General features: G+C 71.2%; 28 protein-coding genes, 1 pseudogene and 1 riboswitch. Of the genes and pseudogenes, 16 read left to right on the top strand and 13 right to left on the bottom strand.

Annotated elements, in window-relative coordinates:
* Positions 1-84: 84 nt before the first annotated feature.
* A complete protein-coding gene (def, locus tag N4G70_RS06660) occupies positions 85-645 on the bottom strand; it encodes a peptide deformylase (protein ID WP_261711516.1) in 561 nt (186 codons plus the stop codon).
* Between the two features lie 117 nt (positions 646-762).
* Here def and N4G70_RS06655 point away from each other — a divergent pair, with 117 nt between their 5' ends.
* The 5 genes from N4G70_RS06655 (at position 763) to N4G70_RS06635 (ending at position 5,277) form a co-directional block, all read left to right on the top strand.
* Entirely contained in the window at positions 763-2,010 is a 1,248-nt protein-coding gene (locus N4G70_RS06655; RefSeq protein ID WP_261711514.1) for a MurT ligase domain-containing protein, read from the top strand.
* A 24-nt stretch (positions 2,011-2,034) separates the two neighbouring features.
* A complete protein-coding gene (locus N4G70_RS06650) occupies positions 2,035-2,763 on the top strand; it encodes a type 1 glutamine amidotransferase (protein ID WP_261711513.1) in 729 nt (242 codons plus the stop codon).
* Positions 2,764-2,943: 180 nt separating this feature from the next.
* On the top strand, positions 2,944-3,969 hold the full coding sequence (locus tag N4G70_RS06645) for a 6-phosphofructokinase (RefSeq protein WP_261711512.1): 1,026 nt from the start codon (positions 2,944-2,946) through the stop codon (positions 3,967-3,969).
* Positions 3,970-4,094: 125 nt separating this feature from the next.
* Positions 4,095-5,051: a cytochrome c oxidase assembly protein gene (locus N4G70_RS06640; protein WP_261711511.1), complete on the top strand. Its 957-nt coding sequence runs from the start codon at positions 4,095-4,097 to the stop codon at positions 5,049-5,051.
* 64 nt (positions 5,052-5,115) lie between these two features.
* Positions 5,116-5,277 carry a hypothetical protein gene (locus N4G70_RS06635; RefSeq protein WP_162952649.1) on the top strand — a complete coding sequence of 54 codons (162 nt, stop codon included), beginning with the start codon at positions 5,116-5,118 and terminating at the stop codon, positions 5,275-5,277.
* A gap of 14 nt (positions 5,278-5,291) precedes the next feature.
* Here N4G70_RS06635 and N4G70_RS06630 read toward each other — a convergent pair whose 3' ends face one another.
* Positions 5,292-7,712, bottom strand: coding sequence for a polysaccharide lyase 8 family protein (locus N4G70_RS06630; protein ID WP_261711510.1), 2,421 nt, complete (start codon positions 7,710-7,712; stop codon positions 5,292-5,294).
* Between the two features lie 217 nt (positions 7,713-7,929).
* On the opposite strand from N4G70_RS06630, the gene N4G70_RS06625 reads away from it, so the two are divergent.
* Both N4G70_RS06625 and N4G70_RS06620 read left to right on the top strand, forming a co-directional pair.
* Entirely contained in the window at positions 7,930-8,631 is a 702-nt protein-coding gene (locus N4G70_RS06625; RefSeq protein WP_261711509.1) for a 1-acyl-sn-glycerol-3-phosphate acyltransferase, read from the top strand.
* 94 nt (positions 8,632-8,725) lie between these two features.
* Complete coding sequence (locus N4G70_RS06620) at positions 8,726-9,763, top strand: NAD(P)-dependent oxidoreductase (protein ID WP_261711508.1); 1,038 nt, start codon at positions 8,726-8,728, stop codon at positions 9,761-9,763.
* A gap of 74 nt (positions 9,764-9,837) precedes the next feature.
* Here the strand turns inward: N4G70_RS06620 and N4G70_RS06615 are convergent, their stop codons facing one another.
* The 9 genes and pseudogenes from N4G70_RS06615 to N4G70_RS06575 form a co-directional block, all read right to left on the bottom strand.
* Positions 9,838-11,415 (bottom strand): alpha/beta hydrolase, encoded by a 1,578-nt coding sequence (locus tag N4G70_RS06615; protein WP_261711507.1) that lies wholly within the window; start codon positions 11,413-11,415, stop codon positions 9,838-9,840.
* 152 nt (positions 11,416-11,567) lie between these two features.
* Positions 11,568-12,335, bottom strand: coding sequence for an urease accessory protein UreD (locus N4G70_RS06610; RefSeq protein ID WP_261711506.1), 768 nt, complete (start codon positions 12,333-12,335; stop codon positions 11,568-11,570).
* Entirely contained in the window at positions 12,323-13,000 is a 678-nt protein-coding gene (ureG, locus tag N4G70_RS06605; protein ID WP_261711504.1) for an urease accessory protein UreG, read from the bottom strand. Before ureG ends, N4G70_RS06610 begins: the two co-directional genes overlap by 13 nt.
* 297 nt (positions 13,001-13,297) lie before the next feature.
* A complete protein-coding gene (locus tag N4G70_RS06600) occupies positions 13,298-13,972 on the bottom strand; it encodes an urease accessory protein UreF (RefSeq protein WP_261711503.1) in 675 nt (224 codons plus the stop codon).
* 14 nt (positions 13,973-13,986) lie between these two features.
* A complete protein-coding gene (locus N4G70_RS06595; protein WP_261711502.1) occupies positions 13,987-15,708 on the bottom strand; it encodes an urease subunit alpha in 1,722 nt (573 codons plus the stop codon).
* Positions 15,701-16,012, bottom strand: coding sequence for an urease subunit beta (locus tag N4G70_RS06590; protein ID WP_261711501.1), 312 nt, complete (start codon positions 16,010-16,012; stop codon positions 15,701-15,703). Before N4G70_RS06590 ends, N4G70_RS06595 begins: the two co-directional genes overlap by 8 nt.
* 13 nt (positions 16,013-16,025) lie before the next feature.
* Positions 16,026-16,328: an urease subunit gamma gene (locus N4G70_RS06585; RefSeq protein ID WP_261711500.1), complete on the bottom strand. Its 303-nt coding sequence runs from the start codon at positions 16,326-16,328 to the stop codon at positions 16,026-16,028.
* A 294-nt stretch (positions 16,329-16,622) separates the two neighbouring features.
* Positions 16,623-16,907: a type II toxin-antitoxin system Phd/YefM family antitoxin gene (locus N4G70_RS06580; RefSeq protein WP_261711499.1), complete on the bottom strand. Its 285-nt coding sequence runs from the start codon at positions 16,905-16,907 to the stop codon at positions 16,623-16,625.
* A gap of 139 nt (positions 16,908-17,046) precedes the next feature.
* Positions 17,047-17,738, bottom strand: a pseudogene (locus N4G70_RS06575) (lysophospholipid acyltransferase family protein).
* A gap of 250 nt (positions 17,739-17,988) precedes the next feature.
* Here N4G70_RS06575 and N4G70_RS06570 point away from each other — a divergent pair.
* From N4G70_RS06570 to N4G70_RS06560, 3 genes are all read left to right on the top strand, one after another.
* Complete coding sequence (locus N4G70_RS06570; protein ID WP_261711498.1) at positions 17,989-18,618, top strand: ATP-dependent Clp protease proteolytic subunit; 630 nt, start codon at positions 17,989-17,991, stop codon at positions 18,616-18,618.
* A gap of 6 nt (positions 18,619-18,624) precedes the next feature.
* A complete protein-coding gene (locus N4G70_RS06565; RefSeq protein ID WP_261711497.1) occupies positions 18,625-18,933 on the top strand; it encodes a hypothetical protein in 309 nt (102 codons plus the stop codon).
* A gap of 337 nt (positions 18,934-19,270) precedes the next feature.
* A riboswitch (cyclic di-AMP (ydaO/yuaA leader) is annotated at positions 19,271-19,454 on the top strand.
* A 4-nt stretch (positions 19,455-19,458) separates the two neighbouring features.
* Positions 19,459-19,932 (top strand): C40 family peptidase, encoded by a 474-nt coding sequence (locus N4G70_RS06560; protein ID WP_261711496.1) that lies wholly within the window; start codon positions 19,459-19,461, stop codon positions 19,930-19,932.
* A gap of 5 nt (positions 19,933-19,937) precedes the next feature.
* Here the strand turns inward: N4G70_RS06560 and N4G70_RS06555 are convergent, their stop codons facing one another.
* Positions 19,938-20,372, bottom strand: a complete 435-nt coding sequence (locus tag N4G70_RS06555) for an ATP-binding protein (protein ID WP_261711495.1) — start codon at positions 20,370-20,372, stop codon at positions 19,938-19,940.
* A gap of 238 nt (positions 20,373-20,610) precedes the next feature.
* Between N4G70_RS06555 and N4G70_RS06550 the strand changes: the two genes are divergently transcribed.
* Together N4G70_RS06550 and N4G70_RS06545 are read left to right on the top strand one after the other, a co-directional pair.
* The gene (locus N4G70_RS06550; RefSeq protein ID WP_261711494.1) at positions 20,611-21,474 is read left to right on the top strand and encodes a helix-turn-helix transcriptional regulator; all 864 of its coding nucleotides are present in this window, start codon (positions 20,611-20,613) and stop codon (positions 21,472-21,474) included.
* Between the two features lie 23 nt (positions 21,475-21,497).
* On the top strand, positions 21,498-21,710 hold the full coding sequence (locus N4G70_RS06545) for a DUF397 domain-containing protein (protein WP_261711493.1): 213 nt from the start codon (positions 21,498-21,500) through the stop codon (positions 21,708-21,710).
* A gap of 48 nt (positions 21,711-21,758) precedes the next feature.
* Here the strand turns inward: N4G70_RS06545 and N4G70_RS06540 are convergent, their stop codons facing one another.
* Positions 21,759-22,901 (bottom strand): 8-amino-7-oxononanoate synthase, encoded by a 1,143-nt coding sequence (locus N4G70_RS06540; RefSeq protein WP_261711492.1) that lies wholly within the window; start codon positions 22,899-22,901, stop codon positions 21,759-21,761.
* Positions 22,902-23,046: 145 nt separating this feature from the next.
* Between N4G70_RS06540 and bioB the strand changes: the two genes are divergently transcribed.
* From bioB to N4G70_RS06520, 4 genes are read left to right on the top strand one after another with little or no spacing between them, the layout of a single operon-like run.
* Positions 23,047-24,267, top strand: coding sequence for a biotin synthase BioB (gene bioB / locus N4G70_RS06535; protein WP_261711491.1), 1,221 nt, complete (start codon positions 23,047-23,049; stop codon positions 24,265-24,267).
* Positions 24,260-25,549, top strand: coding sequence for an adenosylmethionine--8-amino-7-oxononanoate transaminase (locus N4G70_RS06530; RefSeq protein WP_261711490.1), 1,290 nt, complete (start codon positions 24,260-24,262; stop codon positions 25,547-25,549). Before bioB ends, N4G70_RS06530 begins: the two co-directional genes overlap by 8 nt.
* Before the next feature lies 1 nt (position 25,550).
* Positions 25,551-26,243, top strand: a complete 693-nt coding sequence (gene bioD, locus N4G70_RS06525) for a dethiobiotin synthase (protein ID WP_261711489.1) — start codon at positions 25,551-25,553, stop codon at positions 26,241-26,243.
* Positions 26,243-26,605 carry a VOC family protein gene (locus N4G70_RS06520; RefSeq protein ID WP_261711488.1) on the top strand — a complete coding sequence of 121 codons (363 nt, stop codon included), beginning with the start codon at positions 26,243-26,245 and terminating at the stop codon, positions 26,603-26,605. The genes bioD and N4G70_RS06520 overlap by 1 nt, the downstream gene beginning before the upstream one ends.
* Positions 26,606-26,619 lie beyond the last annotated feature (14 nt).

Below are 26,619 nucleotides of genomic sequence, written 5' to 3'. Positions count from 1 at the left end.
CCCCAGGGCGCCCGCGGACCGTGCGTGGTTGCTCGCGCGGTTCCCCGCGCCCCTCAGCTGCTCCGGCGTGAGGACGAGCGACGTTCAGGTGCGAACGGGGGCCGGGGCGGAGCCCCAGGGGGTCTTGCGGATCGCGCGGTGCAGGCGGGACTTGGCCCAGCCCGTCACCCGGTCCGCGTACACCACCCCATCGAGGTGATCGCACTCGTGCTGGAGGCAGCGCGCGAAGAACCCCGTACCCTTGACGCGCACGGGCGCGCCCGCAAGGTCCACTCCCTCCACCACCGCACGGTCGAAGCGCGAGGTCGGCGCCTCCAGCCCCGGCAGCGACAGACAGCCCTCGGGCCCGCGCACCTCGACGCCGTCCGCCTCCACGAGGCGGGGGTTGACGACGTACCCCAGGTGTCGCACATCCTCGTCGTCGGGGCAGTCGTACACGAACACCCGCTGGGCGACGCCGATCTGGTTGGCCGCCAGGCCGACCCCGTCCGCCGCGTACATCGTCGCGAACATGTCCTCGACAAGGCGGCGCAGGGCGGGACCGAAGTCCGTGACGGGCTCGCAGGGGGCATGGAGCGTGCGGTCACCGAGGAGACTCATCTCTCGTACGGTGCCGGAACTGCCGGGAATGGGGCGGTGGCGCATGGGCGCAAGAGTACGTTCCCAGGGGCCGGGGCCATTTCGGATGGTGGCGCGGTTCGGGGCGCTGACCGGATCTCGATAGGCTGACACCCGACCCAGGCGCAAGGAGGATCAAGGACGATGTCAGGACACGTTGGAGGTGCCGGGCCCCTGTCACCGCGAGCCAAGCTGGCGGTGACCGCGGGCAAGGCCGCCGCGGCGGTGTCGCGCGCGGCGGGCCGGGGCAGTGGATCGGTGATCGGCGGGCGCGTCGCGCTCAAGCTCGACCCCGATCTGCTCGGGCGGCTCGCCACTCATCTGGACGTCGTCCTGGTGTCGGCGACGAACGGCAAGACGACCACGACCCGGCTGATCGCCGAGGCACTGGGGGCCAGCGGCCCCGTGGTGTCGAACGCGCTCGGCGCGAACATGCCGGCCGGCATCACCTCCGCCCTCGCGGGCGGTTCGGACGCCAAGTACGGCGTGATCGAGGTCGACGAGAAGTATCTGGCCGGTGTCGCGCGCGATGTGACGCCGAAGGCGATCGCGCTGCTGAACCTCTCGCGCGACCAGCTCGACCGCGCCGCCGAGACCCGGATGCTCGCCGAGAAGTGGCGCGAGGGCCTGTCCGGCTCGAAGGCCGTGGTCATCGCCAACGCGGACGACCCGCTGGTGGTGTGGGCCGCGTCCTCCTCCCCCAACGTGGTGTGGGTGGCGGCCGGTCAGGAGTGGAAGGACGACGCCTGGTCGTGCCCCGCCTGCGGCGGTGTGATGCAGCGGCCCGGCGACGACTGGTTCTGCGGCGAGTGCGGTTTCCGCCGCCCGGCGCCCAGTTGGGTCCTCAACGGCGACTACGTGCTGGACCCGCACGGCTCGGCCTGGCCGATCCACCTCCAGCTTCCCGGCCGCGCCAACAAGGCCAACGCCGCCACCTCCGCCGCGGTCGCCGCGGTGTTCGGGGTGCCGCCGCAGGTCGCCCTGGAACGCATGTACCAGGTGCAGGCGGTGGCCGGCCGCTATGACGTCGTCACCTTCCAGGGCCGGGAGCTGCGGCTGCTGCTCGCGAAGAACCCGGCGGGCTGGCTCGAAACGTTTTCCCTCATCGACCCGCCGCCCACGCCGGTCGTCCTGTCCGTCAACGCCCGTGGCGCGGACGGCACGGACACCTCCTGGCTGTGGGACGTCGACTACACCCGGCTCGCGGGCCATCCGCTCTTCGTGATCGGCGACCGCAAGCTGGACCTGGCGGTGCGCCTGGAGGTCGCGAACCTGAACTTCCGGGTCTGCGAGAGCCTGGAGGAGTGCACGCAACTCGCGCCGCCCGGGCGGATCGAGCTGATCGCCAACTACACCGCGTTCCAGGACGTCCGCCGCGTCGTCGGCAACTGACTCAGCAAGGAGCAAGCAAGCGACATGGCAGACAACAGCCTGCGCCTCGTGTGGGTCTACCCCGACCTCCTGAGCACCTACGGCGACCAGGGGAACGCCCTGGTCGTGGAGCGCCGTGCGCGCCAGCGCGGTCTGGAGGTGCACCGGCTCGACGTCCGCAGCGACCAGCCGATCCCGACCTCCGGTGACATCTACCTGATCGGCGGCGGCGAGGACCGGCCGCAGCGGCTGGCGGCCGAGCGGCTGCGCCGCGACGGCGGCCTGGAGCGCGCCGCGTCCAACGGCGCGATCATCTTCTCGGTGTGCGCCGGATACCAAATCCTCGGCCACGAGTTCATCAACGACGTCGGCGAGCGCCAGCAGGGCCTCGGCCTGATCGATGTGATCTCGACCCGCGGCGAGGGCGAGCGGTGCGTCGGCGATGTGCTCGGAGACATCGACGAGCGCCTCGGCCTGCCCCAGCTGACCGGCTTCGAGAACCACCAGGGCATCACCCACCTCGGTCCCACCGCCCGCCCGTTCGCCCGGGTGCGCCTGGGCAAGGGCAACGGCACCGGGGACGGCACCGAGGGCGCGTACAACGACACCGTGTTCGGCACGTACATGCACGGTCCGGTCCTCGCCCGCAATCCACAGATCGCGGACATGCTCCTGAAGCTGGCCCTCGATGTGAACGCGCTGCCGCCGACCGACGACCGCTGGTACGAGGCGCTGCGCGCGGAGCGCATCGCGTCGGCGACGCAGCCCGCATGACGCGCGCGTCCGGCACCGGCGCCCTCCCGGCCCGGCCGCCGGACGGCTCGTAGGTTCGTACGACGTCCATCAGGCGGACCTCCGATTCGGCCCCCGTCACCTTGCGCCGGTAGGGTGACGGGGATCCAACCGGACGACGTGGTCCGGTCGTCGGCCCACGTTGCAAAGGTTCTCCGGGCAATGCGAATTGGTGTGCTCACCTCCGGCGGCGACTGCCCCGGCCTCAACGCCGTCATCCGATCCGTCGTGCACCGCGCGGTCGTCGACCACGGCGACGAGGTCATCGGCTTCCACGACGGCTGGCGGGGCCTGCTCGAAGCCGACTACCGCAAGCTCGACCTCGACGCGGTCGGCGGCATCCTGGCCCGTGGCGGCACCATCCTCGGCTCCTCCCGCGTCCAGCCCGCGCATCTGCGCGACGGCGTGGAGCGCGCCAAGGGGCATGTCGCGGAGCTGGGCCTCGACGCGATCATCCCGATCGGCGGCGAGGGCACCCTGAAGGCCGCGACCCTGCTGTCCGAGGCGGGCCTTCCGATCGTCGGCGTGCCGAAGACCATCGACAACGACATCGCGTCGACCGATGTCACCTTCGGCTTCGACACCGCCGTGGGCGTGGCCACCGACGCCCTCGACCGTCTGAAGACCACCGCCGAGTCGCACCAGCGCGTGCTGATCGTCGAGGTCATGGGCCGCCACACCGGCTGGATCGCGCTGCACTCCGGCATGGCGGCCGGCGCCCACGCCATCGTGGTGCCCGAGCGTCCCTTCGATATCGGCGAGCTGACCGAGCTGGTCGGCCGACGCTTCTCGGCGGGCAAGAAGTTCGCGATCGTGGTGGTCGCCGAGGGCGCCAAGCCGCGTGAGGGCTCGATGCAGTTCGACGTGGGCGGCACCGATGTCTACGGTCACGAGCGCTTCGCCGGAGTCGCCCGGCAGCTCTCCATCGAGTTGGAGCAGCGCCTCGGCAAGGAGGCCCGGCCGGTCATCCTCGGGCACGTCCAGCGCGGCGGCACGCCCACCGCGTACGACCGTGTGCTCGCCACCCGGTTCGGCTGGCACGCGGTGGAGGCCGCCCACCGCGGCGAGTTCGGGATGCTGACCGCGCTGCGCGGCACCGACATCGTGATGGTCCCGCTCGCCGAGGCGACGGCCACCTTGAAGACCGTCCCGGCCGAGCGGTACGCCGAAGCGGAGTGCGTCCTCTAGGCACCGCTCGCCTCCGTCCGCTTTCCGGATCGTTCGATCCGCACGGAACCGCCCCCGGCCGCACCATCGGCCGGGGGCGGTTCTAGTCTGGTGCGGGACAACCGGTACGAATCAGGAGTCAGCGGATGGATCACAGCGGGCACGGCATGGACATGAACATGGACCTGCCGCCGTTCACGCTGGCGCGGGGCCTGGAATGGTCGGCGGACCCCTTCTTCCTCATCGGCTGTCTGCTCGGCCTCGCCCTCTACGCGTGGGGCGTGGCCCGGCTGAGGCGGCGCGGCGACAGCTGGCCGGTCGGCCGGATGGTCTTCTGGACCGTGGGCGTCCTGACCATCGCCCTCGTCATGTGCACCAAGCTGAACGACTACGGCATGGTCATGTTCAGCGCGCACATGGTGCAGCACATGGTGATCAGCATGCTGTCGCCCATCCTGCTGCTGCTCGGGGCGCCGGTCACCCTCGCGCTGCGCGCGCTTCCGGTCGCCCCGCGCGGCCGCAGGGGCCCGCGTGAAGTCCTGTTGATGCTGCTGCACAGCCGGTACATGAAGATCGTCACGCACCCCGCGTTCACGATCCCGCTGTTCATCGCGAGCCTGTACGGGCTCTATTTCACGCCGCTGTTCGACTTCCTGATGGAGTCCAAGACCGGGCACATCGCGATGATGGTCCACTTCCTCGCGGTCGGTCTGGTCTTCTTCTGGCCGATCATGGGCGTGGACCCGGGGCCGCACCGGCCCGGCTATGTGATGCGGATGCTGGAGCTCTTCGCCGGGATGCCCTTCCACGCCTTCTTCGGCATCGCCCTGATGATGGCCAGCGAGCCCATGATCAGCACGTACAAGAACCCCCCGGCCTCGCTCGGCATCGACGCGCTCGCCGACCAGCAGGCGGGCGGCGGCATCGCCTGGGCGTTCAGCGAGATCCCCTCGGTGCTCGTCCTGATCGCCCTGGTCTTCCAGTGGTACGCCACCGAGAAGCGGCACGCGCGCCGCACCGACCGGGCCGCCGAGCGCGACGGCGACAAGGAACTTCAGGCCTACAACGCCTATCTCGCCTCGCTGAACACGCGCGGGCAGTAGCGCGCCGGCCCCTCTCGGGGTGACCATGGCCTTCACGGCACCTGCCGGGAGGAAGGGGACCGCGATGCCCCGTTCGACGAAGTCGATGATGGTGCTCACCCTGGTGATGCTGGTGGTGATCACGGCGTACACGGTGGCGCTCGGCAGCAGCGGCTGGCTGTGGTTCGGCTGGGTGGTGCTCGGGCTCACCGCGATCGGGACGGCCGCGGTGTCGCGCAGCACCTGAGGCGGCCGTGCGGGTCAGCCGAGCCGGACGACGGTGGTCTGGGTGGCCCCGCCGGTGCCGCTGAGGTCGCCGAACGTGAGGGTCAGGGCCGCGCCGGTGCCGACACCCGTGACGGTGGCCGGCCGTGAGATCACCGAGGCCACGGCCCGTCTCCAGGTGAGGGTGAGCGAGGTCTGCGCGCGCATGGGATCGCTGACGCAGATCGCGGCCGTGCCGTCGCTCCGCTCGCTGATCATCACCGCGCACGGCGCACTCGCGGTGAGCGCGCCGACCGTGCCGCCGAACCAGAAGGCGGCCCCGGTGAAGCCGAGCGAGGGCACCCGTACGCCCTGCTGGTCGTCGGTGTTGGCGAGCACGGTCAGCCAGCCGGTGTCGGCGGCGCGCGCGGCGCTCTGGGCCGCGGAGGCGCCCGGCATCAGAAGGTAGGCGTAGCCCGCGCCGGACGGATCGGTTCCGTGGTCGGCCCACAGGGTGAGGTAGTGGCGGCCGGCCGCCGCCGTCGAGCCGCCCTTGTTGATGTCGCTCCAGCGCCCGGTGCGCTCCTCGCGCCGGGCCCGTACCGTGGCCCGGCCGGGGAAGACATAGCCCGCATGACCCGCGAGGTGGACCCAGGAGACGTCGGTCAGGGTCGCCGACCAGGGGTGGGTGAGCGGCTGCACGGTGCCGTCGACGGTGAGGGCCGCGCTTCCGCTCGGCCCGAGGTTGCGGTTGTCGACGGTCGACTCGACCACCGTGCCGTCCCGGCAGGTGATGCCCGCGCCCAGGCACACGATCGCGTCGTCGAGGCAGAACCAGGCCTTCTTGGCGAGCAGGGTGCTCTGGAGCCCTTTGAGGTACTGGCCGATCGTGGCCCGTTGCCCGTCGCTCGCGCCGCCCACCCAGTGGACGTCCGGGCGGGACGCGCCCCAGTCGCCGCCCGCCGCGTCTGCGAGGACCTTGCGCGAGACGCTGGTGCCGGGCAGCCGATAGGGGTCCACGGTGGGCCAGAAGTCGTCGCTGTACTGTCCGTTGGCGTAGCCGCCGCCCCACCAGGAGAGCATTCCGGAGCCGGTGTGCCAGCCGTGCAGGTTCTCGCCGTTGCCGGTCTCGTAGTACGTGATCCGCTGGTCGGCCATGCTGATGGCGGCCGCCCAGGCGGGTCGGCGGTGGGTGGCCCGGGCCATGGAGGGGAAGATCCGGTGGCCGACGGGTTCGGCGATCGCGGCCACCGTGCGGTCGTCCTGAACTCCCTTGAGCAGAGCCAGACTTGACAGGCCGAGGAAGGGGTCGCTCAGCGGTGGGCTGTAGTAGTCGCGTTGCATCCAGCCCTTGACCAGTCCCCGCCAGCGGGTGTTCTCGGCGGCGGAGGCGCCCTGCCCGAGCAGCAGGATCGAGGCGAGGATCGCGTGGCCGCGCACATGGTCGTCCTGCCTGCGGGCCCCGGGGTCCGAGGCGGCGACACCCCGGCTGATGGCGCGGCCCGCCACGCAGTCCAGGGCGAGGCCGTTGTAGAGGAAGGGCGCCCAGGCGTTCTCGACCGCGTCGAGGACGACCTGCCGGGCGGGGTCCGAGACCTCCCAGGCGGAGCCGGTGAGCAGCGCGAACAGCAGGCCGAGGCCGCCGAGCATCACCGTTCCGTAGGAGGCGGTGTACGGCACATGGGCGTGCTGCACGAAGGAGCCGTCGCGGTAGAGGCCGTCGCCCTCGGTCACATACGGAAAGACCGGCGAGAGCGCGTTCCTGGCCAGGGAGAGCTTCGCGGAGTTCTTGCCGAGGAGTCCGCGCAGGGCCAGCACCCGGCAGAGGTCGACGCGATTGGCGCCGGTGCTGGTGCCGCCGTAGACGGCGACGGCGCTGTCCGGCACGAAGTGGTCGACCGCCGTGAGGATGCCGCCCAGTTGGGCCGCGGGCAGGTGGTCGTACAGCAGGACGCACGTGTCGAGCAGGGCTTGGGGGGCGCCGATCCGCCAGTTGTACCAGTTGCCGTAGGCGGCTCGGTTCTCGTTGTAGACGTCGGCGTGGAGGTGGTCGAGGCCGGTGGCGATGGCCGCGGCGAGGGCGCCGTCGCCGGTGAGGCCGGTGCCCGGCCAGCTGTACGCCTCGGCCATGGTGCGCAGCCGGGTGCAGCTGTCGTTCAGCCGGGCCGAGTAGCCGAACGACTCCTGGTCGGTGTCCGGTTCGGGGTCCGCGTACACGGCGTCGGGCCACAGGGAGCCGCTCGCGGGGGCCATCGTGGCCCGCAGGGACGCGGCCGAGGCGCCGAGGTCGGCGAGCCTGGACGTGAACGGTTCGACGGCGGGGTCCACCCCCGCCCCGAGGATCAGGGTGCGCCATCTGGCGCGCAGCGTGTCATAGGCGTCGGCGGCGCTCGCCGGCGGGGCGGCGGCGATCCCCAGTGCGAGGGCGGACGCGCCCGTGGCGCAGAGGAAGCCACGGCGGGACCAGGGAGTGGTCATGGGGACTCCAACCCGGAGGATGAGGGGGAAAGGCATGAGGAAGGCGGAGGGTTCACACGCAGACGTGAACGGTTTGTACACTCCGCGCTTCGTTCGCTCAATGACTCGCACACAAATGATCGAATGATCGATCCGTGGCGGGCCGGGCGAGATGGTTACCCGAGGCCGGAGCCGCCCTTTACACTGGCCACCCTTCTGCATGGTGAGGAGCTCGCGGGTGCTCTACTACATCCTCAAGTACGCAGTTCTGGGGCCCCTGTTGAGAGTGCTGTTCCGGCCGAGGCTGGAGGGTCTCGAGTACGTTCCCGAGGAGGGCGCGGCGATCGTCGCGGGCAACCACCTCTCGTTCTCCGACCACTTCCTGATGCCGGTGATGCTGAAGCGGCGCATCACCTTCCTCGCCAAACAGGAGTACTTCACTGGTCCCGGCATCAAGGGCCGGCTGACCGCCGCCTTCTTCCGGGCGGTCGGGCAGATCCCGGTGGACCGCTCCGGCAAGGAGGCGGGAAAGGCCGCGATCCGCGAGGGGCTCGGAGTGCTCGCCAGGGACGAGCTCCTCGGCATCTACCCCGAGGGCACGCGTTCGCCGGACGGCAAGCTGTACAAGGGCAAGGTCGGCGTCGCGGTGATGGCCATCCGGGGCAAGGTCCCCGTGATCCCCTGCGCCATGGTCGGCACCTTCGAGATCCAGCCGCCCGGCCGGGTCGTCCCGAAGATCCGGCGCGTGTCGGTCCGCTTCGGTGAGCCCCTCGACTTCTCCCGGTACGAGGGGATGGAGGACGAGAAGGCCATCCTGCGGGCGGTCACCGACGAAATCATGTACAAGGTCATGGAGTTGTCGGGTCAGGAGTACGTGGACCGGTACGCGGCCGATGTGAAGGCGGAGGAGTCGCGGCGTTTCCGGGGCCTCATCGGCTGAGCCGGAAGTTCCCGCCGGCGCTCGGCCCTGAGCGGATCCGCGCACGGCGAAACGGCCTGGTCGCGGTGGTCGGCGCGGGCGTAGCGTCCGGGCCATGACTCAAGGAACCGCGTTCGTCATCGGCGCTACGGGACAGATCGGCCGGGCCGCGGTGCGCGCGCTCGCCGAGGACGGCTGGGAGGTGCGTGCCGCCTCGCGAGGAGGGGAGGCGGACCCGAACTGGCCGGGCGAGGTGCGGACCGTCCGCGTGGACCGGGAGGACGGCGCGGCTCTCGCGGCGGCCCTCGGGGAGGGCGTCGACGTGCTGGTCGACATGGTGGCGTGGGGGCCGGACCACGCACGGCAGTTGATCGGTCTCGCGGACCGGATCGGCTCGACGGTGGTGATCTCCAGCGGCGCCGTCTACGAGGACGACAAGGGCCGTAACTTCGACACCCAGGACGAGCCGGACGGATCGCCCCGCTACCCGGTCCCGATCCCGGAGTCCCTGGGCACCGTCGCTCCCGGAGACGCGACGTACAGCACCCGCAAGGTGGCCCTGGAGCGGGAACTGCTCGGCTCCTCCATCCCCTCCACGCTGTTGCGCGCGGGGGCGATCCACGGGCCCCAATGCCAGACGCCCCGCGAACTGTACTTCGTGAAGCGGGCGTTGGACGGTCGTCCGGTGCGGGTGCTCGCCCACAACGGCGAGAGCCGCTTCCATCCGGCGCATGTCTCCAACCTCGCGGAGCTGATCAGGCTGGCCGCGCTCAAGCCCGGCGACCGGGTCCTGAACGCGGCGGACGGCGAGGCGCCGACGGTCGCCGAGATCGGCGCGGCCATCGACGAGGTCCTCGGCGTGCGCAGCGAACTCGTCCTGGTGGAAGGGCCCCCGCCGCACGGCACCGTCGGCATCACGCCGTGGAGCGCCGCGCATCCGATCGTGTACGACATGTCGGCGGCCGAACGGGAGCTGGGCTACCGCCCGGTGACGGGGTACGCGGAGTCGCTGCCGGCCACGGTGGAGTATCTGGCCTCGCGGCTCGAGGGCCGGGAGTGGAGCGAGGCGTTCCCGAAGATGGCCAAGAACTACGCGTCGGTCGGTCTGTTCGACTACGCGGCCGAGGACGCCTGGCTGGCCGGGCGCGGCTGAGGCCGGACAGGACGACGGCAAAAAAAGGGGGGCGACCGGAAGGATCCGGCCGCCCCCCTTCACTCAGTCGACCGTTACGGAACGGGCGTCGCGTGCGGGGTGCACGTGAAGTCCGCCTTGTCGGTCTTGCCGGTGAGCAGGTAGTCGTCCACGCGCGAGTTGATGCACGGGTTGACGAGACCGGTCACACCGTGCGAACCGGCGCCCTTCTCGATGATGAGGCGCGAGTTCTTGAACGCCTTGTGCAGCTCGACGGCGCCCTGGAACGGGGTGGCGGCGTCATTGGTGCTCTGCACGATCAGGACGGTGGGCAGACCCTTGCCGGTCTTGACCTCGATCGGGTTGTGCTGCTTGGTGGGCCAGGTGGCACACGGCAGGTTCATCCAGGCATTCGACCAGGTCAGGAACGGGTAGTCCTTGTTCAGACGGGTGTTGTCCCGGTCCCACTTGCGCCAGCTGGTCGGCCACTTGGCGTCCGCGCACTCGACGGCCGTGTAGACGGCGTTGCCGTTCTCGGAGGCGATGTTGCCCGCGATGTCCGTCATGTCGGACGCGGCGGCCTGGACGACCGGCTTGGAGTCGCCCGCCGCGTAGGCGCTGAGCGCCTTGGCGACCGGCACCCAGTACGAGTCGTAGTACGGGGCCTTCTGGAAGAAGCCGAGGAGTTCGGCCGGGCCGACCTTGCCATCGAGCGGGTTCTTCTTCGCGTCGGCGCGCAGCTTCAGCCACTGCGCCTCGACCTGAGCCCGGGTGGTGCCGAGGTGGAAGGTGGCGTCGTACTTGGCGACCCAGTCCTCCCACTCGTTCCAGCGGGCCTGGAAGGCGACGTCCTGCTCCAGGTTGGCCTGGTACCAGATGTTGTCCCGGTCCGGGTTGACCACGCTGTCCACGATCATGCGGCGCACATGCGTGGGGAAGAGGGTGCCGTAGACCGCGCCCAGGTAGGTGCCGTAGGAGACGCCCAGGTAGTTGAGCTGCTTCTCACCGAGCGCGGCACGGATGACGTCCAGGTCGCGGGCGGTGTTCGGGGTGGTCATGTACGGCAGCATCCAGCCGCTGCGCTCGGCACAGCCGTCCGCGTACTCGGCGGCGAGCTTGCGCTGGGCGCGCTTGTCGGCCTCGCTGCTCGGGACCGGGTCGGCCTTCGGAGCCTTGGCGTACTCCTGCGGGTCGACGCAGGAGATCGGCGTCGAGTGGCCCACGCCGCGCGGGTCGAAGCCCACGAAGTCGTACGCCTTGGACGTGTTGGTCCACAGCGGGTTCTTGCCGGTCACCCGGGTCGGGAAGCGCATGCCCGAACCGCCGGGGCCGCCCGGGTTGTAGACGAGCGCGCCCTGGCGCTCGGCCTTGGTGCCGGTGTTGCCGATGCGGTCGACGGCCAGCTTGATCTGCTTGCCGTTGGGCCGCGAGTAGTCGAGCGGAACGCTCACGTAGCCGCACTGGATGGGCTTGGCCAACGCCCAGTCGGCCGGGCAGTCGGTCCAGGCGATGCCCTGCTTGGCGGCCCGGTCTGCCGCGACCTGCGTGCCACGTGCCTCGGACCAACCGTGGTCGCGGTTGTCGGCGTTGGCGACCGGAGCCGCTATCGCGCCCACCATCAGCGTGCCCGCGATCAGTGTGCCGGCCGAGCCGAGCACTGCGGTGCGTCTCAAGTGGTACCTCCCCCTGCTGAAGTGCGCTGTCAGTCTCAGCGCTCCGTTTGGGCCTGTCGGGCGATCCTTTCGTCTGTGAGGCCACTGTGCACAGGCCGTACAGGTGTTTTTTTACCGAACCGATAGCCGGTGCGACGTGTTCCGCTGAGCGGTCAGCGTGTCGGGGGGTGGGCGCGCAGCACCTCGTCGAGGGTGCGGCGCAGCAATCGGGCGTCCGGAGCGAGGGCCGTGACGAGCAGGCCGGGCCCGGCGAGCGGGGTGAGCACGGCGTTCTCGCCCAGCACCTTCGGCTCGGCCGGACGGTCGGCGAACTCCGGCCCGACGATGAGCAACTGGCCGACCGCCCGGTGGCCGCCGAGCACCGCTCCCCCGTCCCAGCCACCCGGCGCGCCCGGCCCGTACGCCAGCTCCTGGTCGAGCAGGGGGCGCCCGGCGCGGTACACGGTGAGGCGGGTGAGGAGGGTGCCGGGCGTCTCACCGTGGCGGCCGAGCACCTGCTCCTCACGGAACACCAGACGGGCACCGGCCGCGAGCTCGATCCTCGTACGCATCACGAGCTCGCTGCCGGCTGCCGAGATGAGCTGCTCGGGAAGCCAGCGCAGTTCGGCGCCCTCGCCGACGCCGAGGCGTACGTCGTAGTGCGCCCGCTCACCGTCGCGGCCGGGCAGCGCGATGGTGGCCGCGGCCGAGTCCACGTGCAGGCGGGCCCCGTCACGCGCCTCGGCCTCGATCGCGATCCGGTCGCCACCGAGTGGCGCGCTCATCGCGCCGACGACGGTCACCCGGTGGTACGGACCGCGCGCGCGGGTGCGGCGCAGCGCGAGCGGCCCCCCGCCTTCCAGCACGGGCAGGCCCCCCGGGGTGGCGACCATCCGGGCGGTGGCGCGCACTCCCGGCGCGCCGAGCGTCAGGCCGCCCATGCCGCGAGCTGCTCCCGCACCCAGTCGGCGACCTGGGCGACGCCCGCCTGCGACCTCAACGACTGGAAGACGACGGGGAGTTCGGCCCGCTGCTCCTTGGCGTCCCGCGCCATCCGCCCGAGGTCGGACCCGACGTACGGCGCGAGGTCGGTCTTGTTGACGACGAGCAGATCCGCCGTGGTGACCCCCGGCCCGCCCTTGCGCGGAATGTCGTCCCCGCCCGCCACGTCGATGACGAAGATCTGGGCGTCGACAAGTCCCTTGGAGAAGGTGGCCGTGAGGTTGTCCCCGCCGGACTCCACGAGGATCAGATCCAGCGGCCCGACGGAGTCCTCCAGGTCCTCGACGGCTTCGAGGTTGGCGGAGATGTCGTCGCGGATGGCGGTGTGCGGACAGGCCCCGGTCTCCACGGCCTGGATCCGCTCGGGCGGCAACACGGCGTTGCGCAGCAGGAAGGCGGCGTCTTCGCGGGTGTAGATGTCGTTGGTGACGACGGCGATGGAGAACTGGTCACGAAGGGCCCGGCAGAGCGCGGCCACGGTAGCGGTCTTCCCGGACCCCACGGGCCCCCCGAGCCCCACCCGCAACGCCCGCCGTGTCCCGTCGCCCCGATGGGCGTCGGCACTGATGGCGGCGGGTCCTTCGTGGGAGTGGTCGAGGTGCATGGGGTCTCCTTGGGATGTAGGTACGGACAACCGGTCCGGGCAGGGTCAACTCCCTGAGCCGGCCCGGCGCTTGAGGACGAAGGAAGGCCGTGGACTCCAACAGGTTCGGGCCGGGTGCAACCCCTTGAGCCACACCGGGCGTTCCAACAGGTTCGGGCCGGGTGCAACCCGTTGAGCCCGTCCGGCGATTGAGGACGAGCGCCCTTAAGGCGCGATCGGGGGTCCGGGGGCGGAGCCCCCGGCAGGGACGACGCGGCGCCCTGCCAAAGAGGCGCCCGCCGCGGAGGCGAAGCACCCCTAAGACGCAAACAGCCGCACCGCCCACCCCGCATGCGCCTCGGCCATGACATCGAGCAACGGAGCCGACGCCGCGGGCAGCGCGTCGACCCCACCCCGCACCGCCTGAGCCGCGGCGACCGCCGCCCGCCGGGCCACCGCGTCCATCTCCGGCGCGAGCCGGGCGAGGACGCCCGTCGCCTCGAAGGGGTCGAGGCTCAGCAGCCGCACCACGGCCGTGGCCGGCCCGCTGACCACCTCGTACGCCACGCAGTGCGCCGCGTCCTCGGGCCCGAGCCCCGCCGCCCGGGCCGCGAGGCCGAGCACGATCGGCTGATGGGCGCCGCGCGGGCGAGCCGCGGCCAGCGCGTCGAGTTCGGCCGAGGGCCAGGTGGCGCGGGCGGCCCGCATCATCTGGCGGCCGAGTTTGCGCGCGGTGGCCCGGAGCGCCGGCGACGGGGTGCGGGCGTCGGCGGCCTCGTCCAGGATCAGCGGATCGAGGCCGGACGCCGCCGCGGCCGCGAGCGCGGCGGAGGTGAGGCCCGCGGTGTGCAACCGCCCCCGGCAGAACTCCGCGAGGTCGGCGGCGGTCCGGACGCGCCCCGAGGCTACGGCGGCTTCGGCGCCGCCGGAGTGGGCGTGGCCACCGGCGGGGAAGCGGCCGTCGGCGAGGACGAGCAGGGCTGCGCGGCTCATGGAATGACAACCCGTCAGAAGAGGAAGTACCGCTGGGCCATGGGGAGTTCGGTGGCGGGCGCGGGCTCCACCACATCCCCGTCGATGGTCACGGTGAACGTGTCCGGGTCGACCCGGACATCCGGCAGCGCGTCGTTCTCCCGCATGTCCGCCTTGCTCACCCGGCGCGTGTTCTCGATCGACACGAACCGCTTGTCCAGGCCGAGCCGTTCGGGCAGCCCGTCCTCCAGCGCGGACTGGGACACGAAGTTGAGGGAGTTGGCGGCGGGCGCCCGGCCCTGGGCGCCGAACATGGGCCGCGGCAGGATGGGTTGCGGGGTGGGGATCGACGCGTTGGCGTCCCCCATCTGCGCGTAGGCGATCTGGCCGCCCTTGATGACGAGGAGCGGCTTGACCCCGAAGAACGCGGGCTCCCACAGCACGAGGTCGGCGAGCTTGCCCGGCTCGACGGAGCCGATCTCGCGGTCGAGGCCCTGGGCGACCGCGGGGTTGATCGTGTATTTGGCGACATAGCGCCGCGCCCGGTGGTTGTCGGCTTGTCCGTCGCCGGGCAGCGCGCCGCGCCGCACCTTCATGACGTGTGCGGTCTGCCAGGTCCGCAGGACGACTTCGCCGATCCGGCCCATCGCCTGGGAGTCGGAGGAGATGATCGAGATGGCTCCGAGGTCGTGCAGGAAGTCCTCGGCCGCGATGGTGGAGGGGCGGATCCGGGACTCGGCGAACGCCAGGTCCTCCGGCACCGCCGGGTTGAGGTGGTGACAGACCATCAGCATGTCGAGGTGTTCCTCGATGGTGTTGACGGTGTGCGGCCGGGTCGGATTGGTCGAGCTGGGCAGCACGTTGGGCTGCGAGACGACGGTGATGATGTCGGGCGCGTGTCCGCCTCCCGCGCCTTCGGTGTGGTACGCGTGGATGGAACGGCCCGCGATGGCGGCGAGAGTGTCGCCGACGAAACCGGCCTCGTTCAACGTGTCGGTGTGGATGGCGAGTTGGGCACCGGTCTCCTCGCACACGCCGAGGCAGGCGTCGATGACGGCCGGGGTCGCCCCCCAGTCCTCATGGATCTTGAATCCGAGGGCGCCACCGCGCAGTTGGGAGTGCATGGCTTCGCGGGACATGGTGTTGCCCTTGCCGAGCAGCCCGATATTGACGGGCGCGTTCTCCAGGGCGGCGAACATCCGGGCCAGGTGCCAGGGGCCGGGCGTGACGGTGGTGGCCTTGGTCCCCTCGGCGGGGCCGGTGCCGCCGCCGACCAGGGTGGTGATGCCCGAGGAGAGCGCCTGGTCGATGAGGGTGGGCGAGATGAAGTGGACGTGGGTGTCGACGGCCCCCGCGGTGAGGATCTTCCCGTTGCCGGCGATGATCTCGGTCTCGGGTCCGATGACGAGGTCGGGGTGGACGCCGTCCATGGTGTCCGGGTTGCCGGCCTTGCCGATGCCGGTGATCCGGCCGTCGCGGATGCCGATGTCGGCCTTGACGATGCCCCAGTGGTCGATGATGACGGCCCCGGTGACAACGGTGTCGGGTGCGCCTTCGGCGCGGGTGGTCCGCGCCTGCCCCATGGACTCGCGGATCACCTTGCCGCCGCCGAACACCGCCTCGTCGCCCGACCGTCCGGGCCCGCCGGAGCGGTCCTCCTCGATTTCGACGAGGAGTTGGGTGTCGGCGAGCCGGATGCGGTCGCCGGTGGTGGGGCCGAACAGGTCGGCGTAGACGGCGCGGTCGAGGTCAGTCATCGAGGGACCCTCCGGTCTCGCCGCGCAGCCCCGGCACGATGCGCCGTCCGGCCAGGGGGACGAGTTCTACGTCGACGGGAACGCCGGGTTCGAAGCGGACGGCGGTGCCTGCGGCGATGTGAAGTCGCTTGCCCCGGGCAACCGTACGGTCGAAGTGGAGACCGGGGTTGGCCTCGGCGAAGTGGTAGTGGGAGCCGACCTGGACGGGCCGGTCGGCGGCGTTGAGGACGGTCAGGCGCACGACCTCGCGGCCTTCGTTCAGCACGATGGGGTCCTCGGCGAACAGGATCTCTCCGGGAATCACGGCGGCGCCCCCGTCAGACGATCGGTTCGTGGACGGTGACGAGCTTGGTGCCGTCGGGGAACGTGGCCTCGACCTGGACGTCGTGGATCATCTCCGCGATGCCCGGCATGACATCGCTGCGGGACAGCAACTTCCGCCCCGACGCCATGAGTTCGGCGACGGTGCGACCGTCGCGGGCGCCTTCCAGGATGTGCGAGGTGATGAGGGCGACGGACTCGGGGTGGTTGAGCTTCACCCCGCGGGCTCTGCGCTTCTCGGCCACATCGGCGGCCACATGGATGAGCAGCCGTTCCTGCTCGTGCGGCGTCAGTTGCACGCTTCCCACCTCACAGTCGTGCCCTTCCCTCCACGGACGGCCGTGGACGGGCCCAGCGAGCGTCGAGGAGGGAGAAGGGCCGGACCGGCATCTTCCGCCCGGACGCAGCGGAACCGTATCCGACGTCAACATCCTGTTGAGGGCCATCTCCCGGCCCCTTGGCCAGGCATTGCACGTTAGGGCGGAAGTTTTTCCGGCGCGTTAACTGGCGCTTTAAGAACGCATGATCATCGAGGGGGTGCCGGACGGCAGGCGGTACATGTATGGAGCACCTACGGGGGACGCGACAGGGGGTCAGTCGCCGGCGTGCGGTCCCCGGTGCTCGGCGGCGATCCCGAAGCGCCTGGGTTCGGCCGGCGCGGACGGCCTCAGGGGGTGCACGGACGAGAGCGAGCTCGCCACCTGCTGTTCCTCCTCCTGCTGCGCGGCCTCGAGTTTCTCCAGGTCGGCGGCCGAGACGAGGGCGACGAGCGGCTTGCCGTGGCGGGTCACCACGACCCGCTCCCCGCCGTACACCACGCGGTTGATCAGCTCCGCGAGCTCTGCGCGGGCTTGCGTCACCGGAATCTCGTAGGCCATGTCTCCCAGCTTAGACGCCGCTCACCGGCGGCCACAGAAGTCCGTCGGCCATAGTGGGTGCGCAGGTCAGAGGCGTGCGCGACGGCTCCGGCGCAGGCAGGCGGGCCCCGGTCGGAGCCCGCCCCCGGACACCGTGACGTCAGGCCGCCGCGGCTCCGGCTTCCCACGCCACCCTGGCCTCGGCCGCGTACACATCGACGTACTCCTGCTCCGACAACCGCTGCACCGCGTACATGATCTCGTCGGTGAGGCCCGCAGCACCAGGCGCTCGTCCTCCATCCCGGCGTAGCGGGAGAAGTCCAGAGGTTCACCGAATCGGAGGACGACCGGTACGCGCCGGGGCAGCCTGCGCCCCTTCGGCTGCGCCTCGAACGTTCCGATGATCGCGACCGGGACCACCGGCGCACCGGAGCGCAGCGCCATCGCCGCCACCCCGACCTTGCCCTTGTACAGGCGTCCGTCATGGGAGCGGGTGCCTTCGGGGAAGATCCCCAACACCCCTTCCCGGGCCAGCACTTGGAGCGCCGTGTCGATCGCTGCCCGGGCCGCGTCCTTGCCGGAGCGGTCGACGGGGATCTGCCCGAGCGCACGGAACAGGGCCGCGGTCGCCCGGCCACCGAGGCCCGGCGCGGTGAAGTACTCCTGCTTGGCCAGGAAGGTCAGCCGACGCCGGAGCGCCGCCCCCAGCAGGAGCTGATCGGTGAACGACTGGTGATTCCCCGCGAGGATCACCGCACCCGTCTCGGGCACCCGCCCCACCCCCTCGACGCGTGGGCTGAACAGCCACCGCAGCAGCGGCAGCAGCACGAGACGGAATGCGAAATAGAACACGTCAGTGAGCCCTCTCCCCAGGTGACCCCGCGCCGACGCACGCTAGTCAGCCGCGGAAACCCTGGGGAGAGGGCCTATTGAGCCAGCTCCCCCGCCGTCCGGCGGCGCAAAGCCTCCGCTCGCTCACAGCGAAACCGCCTCTGACCTGGCATGTCTTCATCGAGGCAGCATCAGGACCGTATTTCATTCCGTACGTCCTGTACATTTTTTACAGAGGCCCTCAGGTCCGCCGGTCGAGGAGAGGTATGCCATGAACCACCGTCCCGCCGCCCGTCATGTGCTCCCCCAGTTCGAGGAGCGCACCGCCATCGGCGTCCGCACGCTCGATCCGTACTCCAAGCTCTTCGCGGAGCGGATCGTCTTTCTCGGCACCCCGGTCGACGACGCGTCGGCCAATGACGTGATGGCCCAGCTGATGCACCTGGAGCACGCGGATCCGGACCGGGACATCTCGCTGTACATCAACTCCCCGGGCGGCTCGCTCACCGCGATGACCGCGATCCACGACACGATGCGCTTCGTGACCTGCGATGTGCAGACGTTCTGCCTGGGGCAGGTGAGTTCGGTGGCCGCGGTGCTGCTCGCGGCGGGCACGCCCGGCAAGCGCGCCGTGCAGCCGGCCTCGCGGGTGCTGCTGCGCGAGCCCGCCATCGAGGAGCCGCTGCGCGGCCAGCCGTCCGATCTGGAGATCCAGGCGGCCGAAGTCCTGCGCGGCCGACGGCTGCTGACCGGACTCCTGGCCCAGTACACCGGGAAGACCGCCGAGCGGGTGGCGGCCGACATCGAGCGGGACGTGATCTTCGACGCCGAGGGTGCGGTGGCGTACGGACTCGCCGACCACGTGCTCGTGTCCCGCAAGACGTCCTCGCGCGGGCGGTGAAGTGCCGTGCTGCCACCGGAACTTCCGCCCCTGCCCGCCCTCACGCGTGCCGAGGCCGCGTTCGTCGACTCCTATCTCGAAGTGGTCGATCTGCTCGGCCGGATCAATCCGGCGCACGGCCATGACACCTACGGGGCCCTGCGGGCGGCCCAGGCCCTGGTCGGCCGCGCGGCCGCGGTCCGGGACGCGCTCGCGCTGATGCACGGGCGCGGAGAGACGCGGGTGTACGCGCCGACGCTGACACGGGCGCTGCGGGTCCTGGACGGCGAACGGCGCGCGGGGCGGCTCATGGTGCCGCCGCGGACGACGCCCTGAGGGGCCGGAACGCGCTCGCGACGTCCAACGCGCTCGCCGGACCGGCGAAACGGACCAGACGGGCTACCCCCGTTCGGACCACCGGCGGATCCGTCGACTGGCCCTTACGAGTCGCTTACAGCGTGTGGCCACAGTGCGGAATCGATCCTTCCGTCGCTGGTACGAGGCTCGTCGGCCCCTCGATGGGGAAGGCCGGATTGCCCGTGTCCACCCAAATGAGTCAGTCGTGAGCAGTCTCACAGAAAGCCGTTTTGGTCCGGTAATCCGACAGTCGGTGCGTGAAGATCCCTGGAAACGACAAGCCCCGCCACCGCGGCGGGGCGGTCCGGGCGGACGCCGAGTCCTGCCGCCGTTTCCGGGCCTCTGGTCGACAGGAGTGGACCGGCAGGAGTGGAGGACCCGAGTACTTCGGGAGGGCCGAGCGCCGGCCCTCCCTCGGGGTGAAGCCGCTGACGCGGCCGGGCGTCTTCGCCAGTCCGAACCCGACAGGTCATCCTTCGCAGGCGGTTTGACGAAGGGTTGCGCATGACCGCGCAGACATACGTCCCGTCCCTGGCGGTCCGTCTCGGCACCGTCTGTGTCCTCACCCTCGCCGTGACGGGCGCGTCGACGCTGGCACCGGGCATCACGCCCGGGGCGAGCGCCGCGGCCGTGGCGAGCAGGGCGCTCCATGTGGCCGCCTCGAAGAAGGGCTCGCCCTATCAGTACGGCGCCACGGGTCCGCACCGCTTCGACTGTTCGGGGCTCACGCTCTACTCCTTCAAGGAGGCGGGCCGCAAACTGCCCCACTCCGCGCAGCAGCAGTACAACATCTCCCGGCATGTCACCGCGTCCTCCCGCCAAGCCGGCGACCTGGTGTTCTTCCACTCCGGCCGCAGGGTGTACCACGTCGGGATCTACGCCGGGAACGGGCGGATCTGGCACTCCCCCAAGACCGGCGACGTGGTCCGCCTGGAACGGATCTGGAGCGGCGCCGTCTGGTACGGGCGGGTGGGCTGACGGAACTAGCCGCTCTGTACCGGCGCCGTCCACGGAAGGGCGATCCAGACCGTCTTGCCGCCGTCCTCGGTGGGCGCGACCGAGAGCCGGCCGCCCGACTCGGCCGCCAGCCAGCGGATGATCACCATGCCTCGGCCGTTGTCCTGCTGGACGGCGGCGGGCAATCGTTTCGGCCAGCGCGGATGGCTGTCGGTGACGCCGATCCGCAGCTCCTCCTCGCGCTCCAGATGGATCTCCACCGTGAAGGTGGGCGACTGACCGAAGGTGTGCTGGACGGCGTTGGTGGCGAGTTCGGAGACGATGAGGCGGACCGTGTCGGCAGCCTCGGCGTCGGGCGGCAGACCCCAGTCGGCGAGAGCCTCGGCGACATACCGCCGTGCCGCGGAGACCGAGGCGGGGTCGCTCGGCAGAGTGATGGTTGCTTCGAGATGGTCTGCCATGGCGACGCTGTCCCTTTCCCACCCGGACCGGCTGGAGAACTCGTAGCGGATGAGCGCTCACTGAGACGACGGTGCCGACCTCGGATTGTGCTTCGCGCCAGAGTGCCACTCATCGTGCCGGTCTTGGGTGCGATCCACCAAGATATGCATATATCTGTCCCTCAAAGCAGTGAACTCTCCGACGGAAGACCGGATTTGGGCCCACACTTACCCTTCGCCGCAGGCGAAGGAGGTGACCATGGGGCACGGACCGGCGGTGCGCAGGCGCAAGCTCGGCGAGGAGTTGCGCAAACTGCGCGACGACGCGGGCCTGACGAGCGGGGAGGCGGCCTCGCGGGTCGGCTGGCACCAGTCGAAGGTGAGCCGGATCGAGACCGGCCGCAGCGCGGCGAAGCCCGCCGATGTGGCCCGGCTGCTCGACGCGTACGACGCTCATGATCCCCAACTACGGGACCTGCTCCAGGCGTTGGCCGACTCAGCGGACCGGGGCGGGGTCGGCTGGGCGCACGCCTACCGGGGTCTGTTGCCGCCCCAGTACCGCGACTTCATCAGTCTGGAGTCGCAGGCGTGCTCGGCGCGCACGCTGGAGACCTCGGTGGTGCCCGGCCTGTTGCAGACGCCTGACTACGCGCGGGCGGTGACCCGGGCCGCGCTCCGGGGACTGTCGCCGGAGACCGTGGACGCACTGGTGGAGGTACGGATCGCACGCCAGGAGGTGCTGCGCGGCGATCCTCCCCTCGTGCTCAGCGCGGTGCTCGACGAGGCGGTGGTGCGGCGCTGGGTGGGCGGCCGGGCCGCCATGCGGGAGCAGTTGCGCCATCTGCTGGAGGTCGCCGCGCTGCCGCATGTGCGGTTGCAGGTCATTCCCTTCCATTACGGCGGCTATGTCGGCCTCACCGGGCCTTTCATTGTCTTTTCGTTTCCGGCCATTTCAGATCTGGATGTGGTCGTTATCGACCATCTGACGAGTAGCCTCTATCTCGAACGGAGAGAAGACCTCACGGCGTACAGTGCCGCGTTCGAGACCGTCCAGGCACTCGCGCTTTCCTCCGAGAACTCGTTGGATCTCATCGCCAGAGCAGCCCGGGAAGGCCCGGGCTAGTTCATGGCGAGTGGGGAGGCATGATGTCCGCACACCCTGCGCACGTTCCCTGCAGTACGTCCCTCACCGGTGCCACCTGGCGGCGCAGCAGCCGCAGCGTGGGCATGAACAACTGCGTCGAGACGGCCCGGCTCCCTGGCGAGCTCCTCGCCGTACGCGACTCCCAGCGCACCGACGGACCCGCACTGCTCTTCGGCAGCCCCGCCTGGCAGCGCTTCATCTCAACGCTTCCATAGGCGAGTTGACGACCCCTCACCGCCACGCACCGACCAGGTGATGGGCCGTCAGGCGGTGGGGGCGGTCCGCAGGATCGTGTCCACCGCGCTGTCGATCTGCCGCTCCGTCAGGTCGGCTCGCGCGGTCAGGCGGAGGCGCGAGATGCCGTCCGGTACCGACGGCGGCCGGAAGCAGCCCACCACGAGCCCGGCCGCACGGCAGTCGGCCGCCCAGGCCACCGCGGCCTCGGGCGAGGGAGCGCGCACCGAGACCACCGCGGCGTCGGGACGGACCGCGAGGTGGCCGGCGGCGGTGAGCCTGCTGTGCAGTTCAGCGGCGACCGCGCGGGCCCGAGCGGCCAACTCCGGCTCCGCGCGCAGGTGTCGCAGGGCGGCGAGCGCACCGCCGACCGCCGCGGGGGCGAGTCCGGTGTCGAAGATGAAGGTGCGGGCGGCGTTCACCAGGTGGCGGACGACCCGGGCCGGGCCGAGCACCGCGCCGCCCTGACTGCCCAGCGACTTCGACAGGGTGACGGTGGCGACCACGTCGTCCGCGCCCGAGAGCCCGGCCGCGTGGAGCGCGCCGCGCCCGCCCTCGCCGAGCACCCCGAGCCCATGGGCGTCGTCCACCACCAGGGCGGCCCCGAACTCCCGGCAGGCGTCGGCCAGTTGGGACAGCGGAGCGGCATCGCCGTCCACCGAGAACACCGAGTCCGACACGGCGAGCCCGGGACCGCCATGGGCCTCCAGGGCCTTGCGGACGGCCTCCGGCTCGGCGTGCGGAACGACCTCGGTACGGGCGCGCGCCAGTCGGCAGCCGTCCACGATGGAGGCGTGGTTGCCCGCGTCGGAGACGATCAGCGAGCCGTGCGGGCCGAGCGCGGTCAGCGCCGCCAGGTTCGCGGCGTAACCGGAGGAGAAGACGAGGGCGGCCTCGAAGCCGCAGAACGCCGCGAGTTCGCGCTCCAGTTCCGTGTGCAGCGCGGTGGTGCCGGTCACCAGACGGGAGCCGGTGGCACCCGCGCCCCAGCGGTGGGCCGCCTCGGCCGCGCCCTTGATGACCGCGGGGTGCCGGGTCAGGCCGAGATAGTCGTTGCTCGCCAGGTCGAGCAGGTCCTGGTCGGCCGCGCGCGGCCGCAGGGTGCGGACCAGACCGGCGCGCTCGCGGCGCTGTGATTCTCCGTCGATCCAGTCGAACGGCGCTCGCGGCATGGTGGAGTCCCTTTTTGTAGGCTGCCGACAGACCCTAGCGGGTGCCATGCCTGGTCAGGATGTGGCGATACACACACCTCAAACCGCCCGTGTTGTGGGATCCCTACCTTGGCCAGGGGCGGTCGCGTGCGCGAAGATCGGCGCCATGGACCTGCTGAACACGCTGGTGGACAAGGGGTTGCGGCGCGAACTGCCGACCCGCGAAGAGGCACTCGCCGTACTGGCGACCTCCGACGACGAACTGCTCGATGTGGTGGCCGCGGCCGGCAAGGTGCGCCGCCAGTGGTTCGGACGCCGGGTGAAGCTGAACTATCTGGTGAATCTGAAGTCGGGCCTGTGCCCCGAGGACTGTTCGTACTGCTCCCAGCGGCTCGGCTCCAAGGCCGACATCCTGAAGTACACGTGGCTCAAGCCCGACGAGGCCTCCAAGGCCGCGGCCGCGGGCGTGGCGGGCGGCGCGAAGCGGGTCTGCCTGGTGGCCAGCGGCCGCGGCCCCACCGACCGTGACATCGCCCGCGTCTCCGAGACCATCGAAACGATCAAGGAGCAGAACGAGGGCGTCGAGGTCTGCGCCTGCCTCGGACTGCTCTCGGACGGCCAGGCCGAGCGGCTGCGCGCCGCCGGGGCCGACGCCTACAACCACAACCTCAACACGTCCGAGGGGACGTACGGGGACATCACGACCACGCACACCTACCAGGACCGCGTGGACACCGTGACGAAGGCCCACGACGCGGGCCTCTCGGCCTGCTCGGGTCTGATCGCGGGCATGGGCGAGTCCGACGAGGACCTGGTGGACGTGGTCTTCGCGCTGCGCGAGCTGGACCCGGACTCGGTGCCGGTGAACTTCCTCATCCCGTTCGAGGGCACCCCCCTGGGCAAGGAGTGGAACCTCACCCCGCAGCGCTGCCTGCGCATCCTCGCCATGACCCGGTTCGTGTGCCCGGACGTCGAGGTGCGCCTCGCCGGCGGGCGCGAGGTACATCTGCGCACCATGCAGCCGCTCGCACTGCATTTGGTGAACTCGATCTTCCTCGGCGACTACCTCACCAGTGAGGGCCAGGCCGGGCAGGCCGACCTCGACATGATCGCGGACGCCGGGTTCGAGGTGGAGGGCGCGGGCACCACGACGCTGCCCCGCCACCGCGCCGACGCGCTCGCCGCAGCCGGCTGCGGTACGAGCCCGGCCGGGTGCGGTTCGCACGAGGACAGCGGCTGCGGCTCCCACGAGGGCGGCGGCTGCGGTCCCTGCGGCGGCCACGGCGCGCCGGAGGTGCCCGAGCAGGTGGCCGCCGACCAGGCCCGCACGGATCTGGTGGCCGTACGCCGCCGGGGTGCCGGAACGGACCTCGCGCCCAATGCCTGAGCACTCCCCCGCGGATCTGCTCGACCTGGACCGCCGCCATGTGTGGCACCCCTACGGTCCGATGCCCAACCGGCAGGAGCAGCTCCTCGTCGAGTCGGCGTCGGGCGTACGGCTGCGCCTGGCCGAACCGGCTTACGGGCAGGGCGAGTTGATCGACGGCATGGCGTCGTGGTGGTCGGCCGTGCACGGCTACAACCACCCGGTGCTCAACGAAGCGGTGCGCGGCCAGCTCGACCGGATGAGCCATGTGATGTTCGGCGGGCTCACCCATGAGCCCGCCGTCCGGCTCGCCGCCCGGCTGGTGGAGATCACGCCCGGCCCGCTCCAGCACGTCTTCCTCAGCGACTCCGGGTCGGTCTCGGTCGAGGTCGCGGTGAAGATGTGCCTTCAGTACTGGCGCTCGGTGGGGCAGCCGCGCAAGCAGCGGCTGCTGACCTGGCGCGGCGGGTACCACGGCGACACCTGGCAGCCGATGTCGGTGTGCGACCCCGAGGGCGGGATGCACGAGCTGTGGCAGGGCGCGCTGCCCCGCCAGCTGTTCGTGGGCGCCCCGCCCGCGGAGTTCGACGAGGCGTACGCCCGTGAGCTGCGCGAGACGATCGCGCGCCACGCCGACGAGCTGGCCGCGGTCATCGTGGAGCCGGTGGTACAGGGCGCGGGCGGCATGCGCTTCCACGCGCCCGAGTATCTGCGGGTGCTGCGCGAGGCGTGCGACGCGTCCGGCGTGCTCCTGGTGTTCGACGAGATCGCGTCCGGCTTCGGCCGCACCGGCGAGCTGTTCGCGGCCGGTCACGCGGCGATCTCGCCGGATGTGATGTGCCTCGGCAAGGCGCTGACCGGCGGTTATCTGTCGATGGCGGCGACGCTCTGCACGAGCGAGGTCGCCGAGGGCATCTCCTCGGGCGAGGTGCCGGTGCTGGCCCACGGCCCGACCTTCATGGGCAACCCACTGGCCGCCTCGGTGGCGCTCGCCTCGATCGACCTGCTGCTCGGCCAGGACTGGCGGGGCGAGGTCAAGCGCATCGAAGCCGGGCTGCGCGACGGGCTCGGCGCGGCCCGCTCGATCGAGGGCGTACGCGAGGTGCGGGTGCTCGGCGCCATCGGCGTGGTGCAGCTCGACCACGCCGTGGACATGACGGCGGCGACCGCCGCGGCCGTGCGCGAGGGCGTGTGGCTGCGGCCGTTCCGGGACCTGATCTACACGATGCCGCCCTATGTGACGGACGACGACGACCTGGCGACCATCTGCCGTGCCGTGTGCGCGGCGGCGCGGGAGGGCTGAGATGACGATTCTGTTCGTGAGCGGCACCGGGACCGAGATCGGCAAGACGGTCACCACGGCCGCCGTCGCCGCCCTCGCGCTCGCCGACGGCCGCTCGGTGGCCGTCCTGAAACCGGCCCAGACGGGGGTCGCGCCGGGCGAGCCCGGCGATGTCTTCGAGGTGCGGCGGCTGGCCGGCGAGGAGGTGACCGGGGTCGAACTGGCCCGGTTCCCCGAGCCGTTGGCGCCCGACACCTCGGCGCGCCGGGCGGGCATGAGGCCCGTGGGTCCCCGTGAGGTGGCCGAGGCGGCGGCCAAGCTGGCCACCGAGCACGACCTGGTCCTGGTCGAGGGCGCGGGCGGCCTCCTGGTCCGCTTCGACGACGAGGGCGGCACCCTCGCGGACGCGGCCCGGCTGCTCGGCGCCCCCGTCCTGGTGGTGACGCCCGCCGGACTGGGCACACTCAACTCGACGGCCCTGACCGCCGAGGCGCTGCGGGCCCGCGACCTCGCATGCGCCGGGATCGTCGTGGGGAGCTGGCCCGCCGAGCCGGACCTGGCCTCGCGATGCAACCTCGTGGACCTTCCCAAGGTGGCCGGCGCCCCGTTGCTCGGCACCGTGCCCGAGGGCGCCGGACGGCTGGCGCCCGCCGACTTCCGTACCCGAGCGGCCGGTTGGCTCGCCCCGGCGCTCGGCGGCGTTTGGAGTAGCTGATGGCTGTGTTACGGGCCCGCCTCGGGCAGCTCGTCGTGGACTGCGCCGACCCGGAGCGGCTCGCCCGGTTCTGGGCCGGGCTGCTCGGCGGGCGCCCGGTGGTGCGGGACGCCTCCTGGGCGTACGTCGATCCGCCGGGCTCGCCGCGCCTGGCCTTCCAGCGCGTGGCGGAGGCGAAGACGGCCAAGAACCGGCTGCATCCGGACCTCGCCGTCGAGGACGTGCGCCGGGCCCGGGCGGCGGCCGTGCGGCGCGGGGCACACCCCGTGGGCGGGACGGTCACCGACGCGCAGGGCACCTTCCAGGTGATGCGCGACCCCGAGGGCAACGAGTTCTGCTTCGTGGCGTCCGCGGACGGGTAGAAGCGGGCGCCGCG

Origin of the sequence: Streptomyces sp. ASQP_92 (assembly GCF_025399895.1) — a bacterium.
Classification (GTDB): Bacteria; Actinomycetota; Actinomycetes; order Streptomycetales; family Streptomycetaceae; genus Streptomyces.
The sequence above is the reverse complement of the archived record's forward strand: the minus strand, read 5'-3'. Positions and strand labels throughout refer to the sequence as shown.